Source organism: bacterium, assembly GCA_040755755.1.
GTDB lineage: Bacteria > SZUA-182 > SZUA-182 > DTGQ01 > DTGQ01 > DTGQ01.
In genome coordinates this window covers 51,075-63,752 of record JBFLZW010000010.1, presented here as the reverse complement: position 1 = coordinate 63,752, position 12,678 = coordinate 51,075, and the positions used below count along the sequence as shown (strand labels likewise).

Genomic DNA, 12,678 nt, shown 5'->3' with positions numbered 1-12,678 from the left:
ACAGGTTTGTTACAACTTTGAACCATACGAGGGTATCAGAAGATGGAAATTCCGGTTCTGGAGTATGTGGTGAAGTTTTTAGCAGGAGGCAGTATTGTTGTCGGGGTATCATATCTGGCCCATAAAGGTGATACTACCCTGGCCGGGATTCTCCTGGCCGCGCCAATCGTTACCCTGACCAGTTCATTCATCGTGGGCAATGAGAGCGGCCACGATGCTCTGACGGATACGATCAGGAGCGATATAGTATTTCTGCCGCTTATGTTCGCTTATCTCATTCCTCTCTACTTCCTGTTGAGGAAAACCTCTCTCAACGCGAATATAGCTATACTTCTTGCACTGATGATATGGACTATTGCTATCTTGGCCTTTTTCCGATATAGACACTGGCTGGGGCTTTGAGCGGTGGTCAGTGGCCAGTGATCAGTGGTCAGTGGAAAAAAACTGATGATCGAAAACTTTTTTACAATCGCGTTAATTCCTCAGCCAGAACACCGGGAAGCTGGTTGCGGTTGGCCTCGGTTACCTGGATCAGAGTCACATCGGGGCGTTTTTTAAGGGAGCTGATAAAACCATCCCCCTTCAAAGCGATGGTGGCTAATACTCTTTTCCCTGAATTTAAAGCCTCAACGGTTTTCTGCTGAAAAACCGGTGAAAAGCACTCCATTTTGCCGATTTCATCGATCACGATAATTGCTGTTCCCTCCTGGCTGATGTCGATCGATGGAATAGCCACCCGCTCGAATTCTTCCAGATTTATCCCATATTTTCCCACACGATACGGAGACTTTATCGTGACATGAGACAACAAGGCTGCATCGCCGGAAAGAGTCTTAATCCGAAACCCCTTCCTTGCCCCTCCCTCTCTGATCTCTTCAGTGAAGAATCCCGCGGCATTCCCTTCCCTGCCTTTCCCGTTGATAATCGAGAGGATCTTATGGATCAGGGTTGTTTTCCCGATCCCGGGACGTCCGGTCAGAAGGATATTTTTTCGATAATTCATGGACGAATTCCTGACTTGCAGGAGTGGGTGAGACAATATTGGGGGGATCATGGTGATTGCCTCAAATCAACCTCTGGATTTCAGCTATTACTTCTTTCATCTCTCCAAAAGATTGCTCCACTTCCTCTTTGGATAAGTCAAAAAATAGGCTATAATCACCTTCCATCCTGTTTTCAAATGCTTTCCTTATTAACTTGCCATACCTGCTATCAACAATACCCTCTTTCACGAATTGTTTATTAAACCAGCCAATTAACTGTGCATGTTTAGCTGTCTTGAATTGATATTTGACCGCTAATGCCGAGAGAATGTAATAAATCCCATAATAGATACGGTTTACAGCCAGGGATAATTCATTGTGTTCAATCAGGAACTCTACCTTCCCAACGGTTTCCCTGCTTTTGTTTACATAGTTGGTGATTAATACCTCTCGATCTTCATTCGTTAAGGTCATAGGACAAGCCCTGTTTCCAGTGCATCCAAAATGAATGGCTGTTTTCCTTTAATAGTTTTTAATTCTTCACTTGAAATGAGTTTAATATCTGTCAAAATATCATACTTATAATCGATCTCCCAGGTTTTGTCGTAGATCTCGTCCTTGAGCTTCCAGTCATAGGCTTTCTTTAAAATGACAAGGATATCATAATCAGAATACCTGTGTGCCTTTCCCCGGGCACGTGAACCAAAAAGGATCACTCTATCAATATAGTCCGGGAAGTTTTTGACAAGCAACTCCTTAAGCTCATGCAGAGCTTGCTGGTTAAGCATTTTGACAATTCCTTATCACCATAGTGCATTCCATTTTTATACAGTGACTTTTATAATTTATTCGCTCATATTGGTAAGACAACACAGTAATATTTCTCCCCTCTATAGGATTTTCACTTCGCTAAAGGCATCAGATCCAAACAGTGTGATGGCTACCATATATGAGCGAATTTATTATACGTAACTACACAGGCACAAAGGGGAAAAAGATACAATGCATATTGAGCACTGTAATGGGACAGTTGAGCACAAAATAACCAAAGGTAACTTTGTGCCTCTGTGCCTTTGTCCCTTTGTGCCTAAGTAGTTACTATTATACATAGTTTTTAAATTTTTTCCAAGACATACTATAATTCCTTAGTGGTATTTATCAATAATCTCCTTCATCAGATCGACTGTTGTCCGAAGATCATCAAGCGAGAGCGTTTCAACCGTGGCATGAGTATACCGGCACGGAATGCAGACCGCAAGAGCCGGTATCCCGTCTGCGGCCAGTTGCACGGCTGCCGCATCGGTTGATCCTCCGACTACTCCCAGTTGCAGGGGGATATTCTTTTCCGAAGCGATTTTTTCAACATACTCCCGCAAGCCCTGATGGGTCACCATCCGGCTATCGACAAGCCGTAATAACGGCCCCTTGCCTATCTGAAACTGCCCCCGGTAGATATCCGGCACACCGGGAAAATCAGGAGCACTGGCAGTGTCGATGATAAAAGCGCTGTCAGGCCTGATCCGGCTTCCGGCCACGGCAGCCCCCCGCAGGCCGCTTTCCTCCTGCGTGGTAAAGACACAACTGATCTTCGGCCCAGGCTGAATACCCTTCATGCTCCGGATCACCGTGATCAGGGCCGCACAGCCAGCCCGGTTATCGATACCCCGTGAAGCCACAAGGTTATTGGCCAGCCTGGATAGCTGCTTGGCAAAGACGATCGGATCACCGATCTTTATTCCCATCGCCCTGACCTCTTCCGCGTTGCGGGCTCCGACATCGATAACCAGATTCTGCCAGGGGACTACCTTATCCAGCTCTTTTTGCCCCTCAATGGCCATATGCGGTGGAACCCAGGCTACGACTCCCGGAATTTCAACACCCTGTGAGGTAAAAAGCCTCATCTGCCTCGATGCGAGGATGCGGTCGTCAATACCACCCATCTTTTTAAAGCGGATAAATCCTTCCGGAGTAATATTAGCTGCCACCAGACCAAGCTCGTCCATGTGGGCAAAAAAGGCGATATGGCCTTTTCCCTGCCCCTCCCTGGTACCGATGAGATTACCAAGGGCATCAATTTCCAGCCGGTCAAGGCAGTCTTCGGTCAATTCCCTGATCCTTTTCCTGATCGGCTCTTCATACCCGCTTACACCAGGCACCATGATAAGCTCTTCAAGCAGCGTATCGACTTCCATAACCTGTATCTCCTCCTTAACGTATGATTTTCTCCCTCTCTTCCGGATCGGCTCCGCCATCCAGCAGAGCTACACCGGAGAAAGGTATAAAAAAAATCTCCTCTCCCGTGGTAAGGTAAATTCGTAACTACGAAAGAGGAGATGGTAAAAATGACAACAATCCGGTGAATAACCCTTGTGTTAATTACCAGGTGGATTGATTCAGAAAAACAGCCTCCTTGTAGGGGTCTGTGCCGTTTCCATGCAGATTATTTTTCATATTCCCCTTTGAATGCTGCAAATAAACATCTTTTCCCTGATTAGCCAGGTTGTTCATGAAGGAGTTGTCATTGATTTGCCCGGTTGATTCAAGGAGGGAAATCGCTCCGCCTTCGCCCTGCTCGGCCTGGTTTTCGACAAAGGTATTGTAACGGATGACCGGCGTTGATCGGAAAGCGAAAATCCCCGATCCCTCGCCCTGCTCTGCCCGATTGTTGTAAAACGCGTTCTTATCAATGACCGGAGCTGACTGGCAGCAGAAAATTCCCCCTCCCAGTCCCTGATCAGCTACATTATTTCTGAAGGTATTCCGGACTATTTTCGGATTGGACTGGTAGCAGGCGATACCTCCTCCTTCGCCTTTATTGCCCCCTGCATTCCCGTTCTGGATGATCAGACCCTGAATTTTCCCGCTGCTGCCGTTTTTGAGGATAAGGCAGGGGCCTTTATTTCCTCCATCGAGTATGGCGGCTTTTCCGGGATTTTTACTCTCAAGATTGATAGATTTCCCGTCAATGATCAGGTTTTCCTGATACCTTCCGGGGGAGATCACAATGGTGTCTCCTTCCTGCGCCTGATTGATTGCCTCCTGAATGGTGTTCCTGCCCGGAGAGGGAACGACGATGGTGGCAGCTTCCAGGGATGAAAGCCCTATCAGCACGATAACCATGCTGCTTACGATATTTCGCATTATAAACCATTTCATGAGCGATTCTCCTTCTGTTATTGGTAATAATACCCTATTTAGGCTTAGTTTTCAGCAAAATCTATTTCCCTGATGGTGTCTTTGGATAAATACCCTCTTCCAGTGAAGATTTTCAGGTATCTTCCCTGTACGGGAGGAAAAGAAGTACTCACCCACTGAGGAAGTTCGGGCGGATCGCCTGTCACTGCTGCCGGCCAATCCGTCTTGACCGCAGATCCAAAGGCAGCGGGATCATCACCCACCCAGATCGTCCACAGCCGAACACTGGAAGATGAAAGGAGAAGACGGATCTGGCCTACCTGACAGCTCTGTCCCAAATCATAGATCACCCAGTGATCAGGGAAAGGAGATTCAACATTTTCCGTCTCCGGATGATCATCGATCAACCGTTCCGGGGAGTAGAAGAGACTTTCCGAATGCACTCCCATTGGGCTCCTCCAGATAACAGGAGACGATATCCCCGCCTCAAAAGACCAGGAGGGAGATGTCAGGCTGTGGCCAGCTATATCCTGAGCCGATATTGTCACGGTGATTGTTTCCTGATCGCCGAAATTGCACTCGGGATTTACGACCACCGTATAACACTGAGATCTGCCGGATACCGGAGTAATCACCAGCGGGCTGTCCCCGAAATGATATGTCTGGGAGTAAGAAAGTGTACCCGTCAGGGATATGGTAACAGAGGTCAGATCAAGGTCATTCTCTCCATTGGAAAGGAGGAGGAAGCTGAGATTAGTGTCCACTGCTACCTCACTGCTGCCCGGTCCGGGAGTCAAAAGCCGCACCGAAGGAGGAAGAGAAGGTTTGGCCCAGGACCCTTGCGGCATGGCCACGGTCTGATAAACCCGGTCATATTTGATCGGTGCCGGTCCGGCATGGCATCCGGCACAGACCTTGCTGTCTTCCAGGTTTCCGCCTCCGACACCACCCAGGACAGGCATATCGCCAAAGCGGCTCTCATCGCCAAAAATGGTTGGAGTATAGCCATCCTCCTTGTACCAGCGAAAGCTCAAGGCTGGCGACTTGTCCTGAGTGCCGGGGGTGCTGATAAGCTCCCCGTGGCGAATCATGGCCGGATCGGAAGATCCATGCACATTATGACAGGCCGGGCAACTGATCCGGGAATCCATAATAGGGTCGCCGAACCTGACCGCATCGGCAGCCACAGGGCCGCTGGCCAGATCTGAAAGCTGGACATATCCGGAGGTCCCCTGAATAAAGGAGAAAGAGCCAAGGAGATTCCACATTCCTCCGCCGATTTGCTGATTGAGGGTTTGTACGATGCTTCCGCCATTATAGACAATGGTATACTGTGCATCGCTGGCCCAGCTCGAGGAAACAGGCCAGCGGACATAGACCTTGTAGGCTCTATTCATGGGAATCTGCGGAGTCCAGGCCGCCGTGCAGCTTCCACTGCCTGCAAGATGCCAGGCATAATCGGTTCCATAATACCCGGTGAGGGTATTGTCTATCTGCCATCCTTCACCCGAAAAGGCCGCACCCGTATTGTCGATAATGATCTCATCCGGCACCTGTAAATAATCCCAGTCAGAATCCCAGGCCGTGCGCCCTGAGCTTAAGTGGTACACATGACGGTTGATCGAATCGTCCTGAAAATTGGTCTGATAGGGTGAGGTTGCTCCCAAAAGTTTGGCAAAATCATGGCACCCATAGCAGAGAGCGTACCGGTCCTGAACGGTTCCTGCCTGAGGGCCGGTGAATAAGGGGATGATCATCCGCGCTGCAAGCCGATACCCATTCTGGTAGTTCTGAGAATCGTCGGTATCCCAGGGATTCGAGTCATGGGTGTAGGTTCTGGCCTGACCATCCATGTGCCTCCCGGCTGCATTGTGGCAGGAAGTGCAGGCAATCTTATGGCCGGTGATATTATAGCCGTAGGTGGCATTATCCCCCATTACGTTCGGAGCCGACACCCCGAGACAGGTTGCATTGCCATCATCGTGGCAGCCGGCACACCAGTTTTCCAGGCCGGGCTTTAATACCTGCCGTCCCTGGCCCGAATCATACACCCCTCCATCCCGCCAATGAGCCTTGGCTCCAATCACGGGATCATTCGCGCCATCGAAGGCACCGCCCGGACTATGGCAGGGGTCACAGATGGTAGTTTGAGCTAATGGTAAACAATCTTTCAGCATGCCCGGGGCACCATTCGAGCAGCCATGTGCCTGGTGGCAGTCAGTACAGGTAAGATTCGCCCCACGAGGGTCTCTTGGATCCAGGGAACCACTCTTCCTCAGGTGGGTATCATGAACAGTCGCCTCAGAAGGAATATACGTGGTCAATACTCCTGCCAATAGTGCTACCAGCCCACAGGATGCATACATGACTAACATTTTTTTCATGGTTTTCATTTTCCCTTCCTTCCCACTCAAAAACCTATACATAGAGAGGATATTCGCTGATGCTGGGGCAGCTTAACATAATTCGCTTATGGATTTTTCAAGTACGATAGTTTTACCTCCTAACTCGTTAGTGCCATAAATATTGTGGTTGATAATGATAAAAATAAACCGGAAATTGATACCTTTTTTGTAGATTCTATCTCCTTTAATTTGGGATACATGTAAGATGTTTTGTCGAGAACCTCCGGGAACAGGTAATTGACCAATATACAAGCGCATATTTCTATTATTAACAATATACTAACTTTAAATAAGCGCGTCAAATTCAAAAATTCAGTTCATTATTATAGTGCAACAGAAACCTTTATACAGCATTTCATCGCCGAATTTCCTTGAATAGAGCATACATTCGTAACCTGGATAGCTATTTCTGCCGTTGTATGCTAAACTTTTTCTCTCTCGCCATAATAATAGGGGATTTCTGGAGGACAGAATTTTTCAAATCCATTATGATCGGCGGTATTTTGCAATAAAGATACGATAAATTTGATAGCTTATAAAGCTCAGGGGTAAAAAATTTTTTTCCTTAATCATCTTTGAACGGGAGAGACGATCCTAAAGGAACGTCGCGTGCACTACATTATTGAAGCGGAAAATTTGAGAAAGGCATTCGATAGTCTTGTAGCTGTTGACGGTATTTCCTTTCAGGTCTATCCTGGGGAGTGTTTCGGCATACTTGGCCCCAATGGGGCCGGAAAGACATCGACGATTCGCATGACCTATGGGTTTTCTCCCATAACCAGCGGCAGATTGAAGGTCTTCGGCCTCGACATAACCCAAAAATGGCGTGAGATCAGAGCCCGTATCGGGGTCTGCCAGCAGGAGGACAGCCTCGATCCGGACCTGAGTGTGCTGGAAAACCTGGAAACCTTTGCCCGGTATTTCAATATTCCCGGGAAGCTGGCCCGCGCCAAAGCTCTCAGTCTCCTTGAGTTTATCGCTCTCGATCACCGGCAGGACGCTGAAGTGGTCGAGCTTTCAGGTGGAATGAAGCGCAGGCTGGTTCTGGCCCGCGCCCTGATCAATGACCCGGACCTTTTAATTCTCGATGAGCCTACCACTGGCCTTGATCCTCAATCCCGTCATCAGGTTTGGGCACGGATGGAAGAGCTCAGATCAAAAGGTCTTTCCATTCTGCTGACCACCCACTATATGGAGGAAGCCTCACGCCTCTGCGACCGGCTGATTATCATGGATCATGGCCGGATCCTGGTGCAGGGCAAGCCCGGTGAGCTTATCCGCAACCACGTGGGCCATGCTGTTATCGAAGTCGATGGCCCAAGCCATGAATTGCGAACCTTTGTCCAGGCCCAGAACCTGGAACATGAAGATCTGGGCCATCGCCTGATCGTCTACAGCCAGTGCAGGGAGAGTGACAAACTGTTCCACCGGATATGCGATAATTATACCAAAGAGAACTGCATCCTGCGCATGGCTACTCTGGAAGATGTGTTTCTCAAATTGACCGGCAGGGAGTTGAGAGAATAAAATCAGAGGGCTGAAAAGAATGAGACAGAGAATGATGATGGCAGTATCACCCTTCAATATCTCAAGACGGTTTATCCGGGTCTGGCAGCGAAACTGGGACGTTTACCGAAAAACCTGGAAAGTCAGCTTCCTCCCGCCGCTTCTCGAACCGCTTTTCTACTTACTGGCCTTTGGGGTCGGATTAAGCTCATTGGTCGGAGAGGTTCCCTATCACGGCTCTCAGGTCTCGTATATCAGCTTTATTGCTCCGGCATTGATTGCAGTCAATATCATGTATAATGCCTTCTTTGAAAATACCTACACTTCTTTCGTAAGAATGTACTATCAAAAAACCTTTGACGCCATGCTGGCCACGCCTCTCTCCCTGGAAGAAATCATTACCGGAGAAATCATGTGGGGTGCGACCAAATCAGCCATCGCCACCCTGATCATGCTGACGGTAATCAGCCTGCTCGGCTTCATTCGCTATCCGCAGGGCATTCTCATCCTGCCGCTGTCCTTCTTCGGCGGCTTTGCTTTCGGATCTCTCGGCATGTTCATCACCAGTATCATACCAAATATTGAAATATTCAACATTCCCGTATTCCTGCTCATAACTCCCATGTTTCTTTTCAGTGAGACCTTCTTTCCGATCGATAATCTGCCCCGCTGGGGTCAAAGGCTTTCTCTCTTTTTTCCCCTGACCCACCTGGTGAAGCTTACGAGGTCTTTGAGCTTCGGACTGATCAGTCCCGGCCTGCTCTGGAATGTTGCCTACCTCCTGATTTTTACACTCATTTTCTTCCCTCTGGCATTGGTGAGAATGCACCGGCGACTTATCAAGTGAAAAGCAAGTGATCAATGGCCAGAAGGCAGAGTGGCCGGAAGGAGTTAAAATTCCTCGAACACCTTCTTGAGATCAATCTTCAGGCCGGGGAAAAGAGGGGATACCAGTTCCTGACATCCCTGGTAAGTTTTCAGCAGCTTCAGGCCGGTCTTTTTCATTCTGAATATCTCAACCTGATCGATAGCCGGGTCAACCAGCCAGTATTCCTCCACCCCAAACTTGCCATAGGTCTTCATTTTGATGAGCCGGTCCAGTCTCCGAGACGATTCCGACAGAATTTCAATGAGTAAATCCGGTGCTCCCTGAATATTCTGAGTTGTAATAATTCCGTAATTCTTCTTTGAGATAAAGAGAATATCAGGCTGGACAATGTTCTCGTCCGACAGAATCACATCCATCGGGGCATCAAATACTTTACCTAGATCGTGCTCTTCAACATATTGGTTAATAACGAATTCCAGGTTTCTGGAAATACTCTGGTGCCGGACATTCGGGGACGGGGCCATATAATGCTCTCCTTCAATGATTTCATGCCGCTTCCCGTCATCAGGAAAAAGGATGTAATCCTGGTAATTCAGTCTCAGACTTTTAGGCAGCATCACTGTCTCCATACTTTCCAATTTTAATAAAAGGTAAATACATCATATAAGCCATAGGAAATATCTAACTTATTATATTGCCCCTCACAGGCCGCTGTCAAGAGCGGCCTGCCTCGGATTGCCTGCCCAGAGTTTTTCGGCTTATGATCCATCCCCCAGGTGGTCTAATGCTTGAAAGCCCGCTGCCCGGTATAGACCATGGTCACCTGCGGCCTGGCCTCGTTGCAGGCCTGAATGGCTTCAAAATCCCGCAGGGATCCTCCGGGCTGCACAATGCCTGAGATTCCCTCGCGGATGGCAACATCCACACCATCCCGGAAGGGGAAGAAGGCATCGGAGACCATCACTGATCCGATCAGGTTCCCTTTTTCCGCTCTCACCTGCCGGTCAATTTCTTCCTTATCGCTGACCGGCCGCTTCCCGCCGGCAATTTCCATTTCCAGGGTTTTGTAGGGGACAGCATGCTTTTGAAAGCACAGGGCATCCGCATACTTGGTGTAGGCCTTGAAAATGGCTATTTCAGCGACTCCCACCCGGTCCTGCTCTCCGGTACCGATCCCCACGGTTACTCCATCCTTGACATAAATGACCGAGTTGGAGGTAATCCCCTGCTCCACTCCCCAGCCAAAAAGCATGTCATCATATTCCCGTTCCGTGGGCAGACGTTCGATCCGGTATTCTTTTCCCTGATACCTGGATGCGGCCGGCTTTAAGTCATCCCTGGAATAGATGATATTCAGAGGAGACTGCTGAACAATGATGCCGCCATCGATCAGACTCTTGAAGTCCACAAACCGCAGGTTCCGGTATTGTTCCAGAAGGTCGATACGGTCAAGCCGGATAATCCGCAGGTTCTTCCATTGTCTGAGGATCTCCACACTGCCCTCTTCATACTCAGGGGCTACAACCACCTCAAGGTAATTACGGCCAATCTCTTCGGCCAAGGATTTGTCAACCGGCCGGTTAAAAGCCGCACATCCGCCGAAGGCCGCGATCCGGTCAGCCATGTTGGCCCTGGCATAGGCCTCGGCAATTGTCTCTCCGTAAGCCGCACCGCTGGGATTATTATGCTTCATGATGCAGGCGGCTGGTTTCCGGTTGATATATCGCAGGATATTCAGAGCATTGTCAACATCAGTCAGGTTGGTTTTGCCGGGGTGTTTGCCGAATTGCAGCAAATTTTCCTCACTCAGCGCACTGACCAGGCCCTTTTGAGGGTCGATAAACTTGCACTCTCCGAGCACCAGATTCCCGTTGACCAATTCGTATAAGGCCGCTTCCTGGCCTGGGTTTTCTCCATAGCGCAAACCCTTTTCGATCAATTCTCCCTCGTCGAGAATCTTCCAGGTCCGTTTCTGATAAACCAGAGTCTGGTTGCCGAAAGTAATGGTCATGGTTTCAGGAAAATGATCATCCATGATAGTTCTGTAAGCTTGCCGATAATCTGCCATGCAGATAGGTACCTCCTTTCAGGATTCTGAAAACTGTTCAGGGTCCATAATAAGCAGGAAAGTTCCAGGAATATCTGGAGTAATGGCGTACCAATATCCCCTCTGGAAATACTGGTTAATTAAATATGAAATATTTTTCATAATATGTGCAATCTGCTGCATAAAATGTGCAAATATAAAAAGAATATTATATTATAACCAGTAAGCAGTCACAAGGCAATTATAATCCTCAGCCTGGCATCCTGCTGAAATTAAAGTAGTAACATACCGAGTATCTTATTTCAATAAAAGAATATCTAATAATGGAATGAATTTTGCATTAATATTACCCAAATTACTTGAAAGCAAAACCCGGCAGTAAAATAATGAGTCTCTACCATAACCAAATCCAGCCATAAAAATATGAATAAATAACCTGGAGGAGGCAGGAACGGCTGAATATTAGTTATAAGGTTGGAATAAAAATCAGGAAACTTTTTTCCAACCGAGAATAACAAAACAGTAAGTTAGAGTCAATCAAAAAGGACCCTCTGACATCGTTGTCCCATTCTTTCACCTCGGAAAGGTCCTGTCTTTATTTTTCATTATTTAAAAAACTCCTGTCCCAAAGTTTTTCCATCTAAGATCTTCAACAATTGGAATCAAGAAAAAGGATTATTCATGCGCCTGAAAATCCCCGGCGTTGTGCTTTATCTTTGTTTGACAATGTCAACCGCCTGGTGTTCGACAGAACCGGGTATCAAGATAACCGTCTCTCATGACCTTATCAGCTTCCATTTTATCAGCGGCCAGACGGGCATGATTGAACCTGATATATCAGCCGTGCGGGTTGTTCTTCAGTCAGGCACCGGAGGATGGGTTTTCAGCTATCTGGCCGGTATAGTAACCGGTCCGTCAGGGAACATAATGCCTGATCGGCTGCTGATGAAAACTCCATACACCAATGGATTTGAAAGCCTTGAGTTGCCAAGGCTTGTCGGAAAAGGTGATGGGGGAGAGCCCCCTCCTCTCGATGTGGCGGCCATACAGTTCAGGTACATGGCTACCGGCCATGAAAAACCGGGCGTTTATGAGGGGAATATCTACTCAGTCGATATGGACATGACAATCCCGACCATCCACGTAAGGTTAATTATCGATGCGCCGGTGCCAGGGGCCGAATTTGCCCCCTCCTCCAAGATGGAGGAGGTTACCAAGGAGACTATGGTCAATGTGACCTTATCATCTCAGGAGATCCATTTTTCCGGTATGCGGTCCCGGAAGGAATGCGATGCTGACAGTACCATTCTTCTTACGGTCAAATCAAAAGATGGATTTATTGTCAAGGCACATGCCACTTCCCTTGTGGGCAAGTACAGTAATATTTCCGCTGACAGGCTCTCGGTGAACCCGGGCAATGGAAATTATTACAGCCTCGAATCGGATGTGGTGATTCTCGAACAGCCATCAGGACATCAGCCTGATAATAAGGAAAAAACCGTTACCACTGAGCTTAGTTTCAGATTAAAGACCGGATTACAGGACGCGGCAGGAGACTATCGGGGGGAGATTGTTATTACCTGTATACCTGAGCTATGAAATTCTGCCCAACAAAAAGCCTTCCGTACCGGCTGAGAAAGGAGGTGGATGAGAAAGATCAAGGTTATTCAGGAATTTCAAATTTGTCATGCTGCGCGAATCAACAATAATATCAGTTTTTTAAAATAACTATCTTACCTAAGAGGAATAAACTATGAAAAAATATGTAATTGC

General features: G+C 47.9%; 13 protein-coding genes. 4 read left to right on the top strand and 9 right to left on the bottom strand.

The genetic code is table 11. From position 1 onward, the window contains the following. The first annotated feature begins 42 nt into the window (after positions 1-42). On the top strand, positions 43-402 hold the full coding sequence (locus tag AB1611_03670) for a GlpM family protein (GenBank protein ID MEW6378692.1): 360 nt from the start codon (positions 43-45) through the stop codon (positions 400-402). 61 nt (positions 403-463) lie between these two features. On the opposite strand, the gene AB1611_03665 is transcribed toward AB1611_03670, so the two are convergent. The 6 genes from AB1611_03665 to AB1611_03640 form a co-directional block, all read right to left on the bottom strand. Next, positions 464-1,003, bottom strand: a complete 540-nt coding sequence (locus AB1611_03665) for an NTPase (protein ID MEW6378691.1) — start codon at positions 1,001-1,003, stop codon at positions 464-466. 61 nt (positions 1,004-1,064) lie between these two features. Further along, a complete protein-coding gene (locus AB1611_03660) occupies positions 1,065-1,457 on the bottom strand; it encodes a HEPN domain-containing protein (GenBank protein ID MEW6378690.1) in 393 nt (130 codons plus the stop codon). Then, entirely contained in the window at positions 1,454-1,771 is a 318-nt protein-coding gene (locus AB1611_03655) for a nucleotidyltransferase domain-containing protein (protein ID MEW6378689.1), read from the bottom strand. The genes AB1611_03660 and AB1611_03655 overlap by 4 nt, the downstream gene beginning before the upstream one ends. A gap of 357 nt (positions 1,772-2,128) precedes the next feature. After that, complete coding sequence (locus AB1611_03650; protein ID MEW6378688.1) at positions 2,129-3,175, bottom strand: M42 family metallopeptidase; 1,047 nt, start codon at positions 3,173-3,175, stop codon at positions 2,129-2,131. Positions 3,176-3,359: 184 nt separating this feature from the next. Further along, positions 3,360-4,139: a hypothetical protein gene (locus AB1611_03645; protein ID MEW6378687.1), complete on the bottom strand. Its 780-nt coding sequence runs from the start codon at positions 4,137-4,139 to the stop codon at positions 3,360-3,362. Positions 4,140-4,183: 44 nt separating this feature from the next. Continuing rightward, positions 4,184-6,511 (bottom strand): hypothetical protein, encoded by a 2,328-nt coding sequence (locus tag AB1611_03640; protein ID MEW6378686.1) that lies wholly within the window; start codon positions 6,509-6,511, stop codon positions 4,184-4,186. Positions 6,512-7,132: 621 nt separating this feature from the next. On the opposite strand from AB1611_03640, the gene AB1611_03635 reads away from it, so the two are divergent. Then, positions 7,133-8,050, top strand: coding sequence for an ATP-binding cassette domain-containing protein (locus AB1611_03635; protein MEW6378685.1), 918 nt, complete (start codon positions 7,133-7,135; stop codon positions 8,048-8,050). 19 nt (positions 8,051-8,069) lie between these two features. Next, positions 8,070-8,876 (top strand): ABC transporter permease, encoded by an 807-nt coding sequence (locus AB1611_03630; protein MEW6378684.1) that lies wholly within the window; start codon positions 8,070-8,072, stop codon positions 8,874-8,876. A gap of 44 nt (positions 8,877-8,920) precedes the next feature. Here AB1611_03630 and AB1611_03625 read toward each other — a convergent pair whose 3' ends face one another. From AB1611_03625 to AB1611_03615, 3 genes are all read right to left on the bottom strand, one after another. Then, a complete protein-coding gene (locus AB1611_03625; protein MEW6378683.1) occupies positions 8,921-9,475 on the bottom strand; it encodes a Uma2 family endonuclease in 555 nt (184 codons plus the stop codon). 164 nt (positions 9,476-9,639) lie between these two features. After that, on the bottom strand, positions 9,640-10,926 hold the full coding sequence (locus AB1611_03620) for an IMP cyclohydrolase (GenBank protein MEW6378682.1): 1,287 nt from the start codon (positions 10,924-10,926) through the stop codon (positions 9,640-9,642). Between the two features lie 18 nt (positions 10,927-10,944). Next, positions 10,945-11,088: a hypothetical protein gene (locus AB1611_03615; GenBank protein MEW6378681.1), complete on the bottom strand. Its 144-nt coding sequence runs from the start codon at positions 11,086-11,088 to the stop codon at positions 10,945-10,947. Positions 11,089-11,586: 498 nt separating this feature from the next. Here AB1611_03615 and AB1611_03610 point away from each other — a divergent pair, with 498 nt between their 5' ends. Continuing rightward, positions 11,587-12,504 carry a hypothetical protein gene (locus AB1611_03610; protein ID MEW6378680.1) on the top strand — a complete coding sequence of 306 codons (918 nt, stop codon included), beginning with the start codon at positions 11,587-11,589 and terminating at the stop codon, positions 12,502-12,504. Positions 12,505-12,678: the final 174 nt, after the last annotated feature.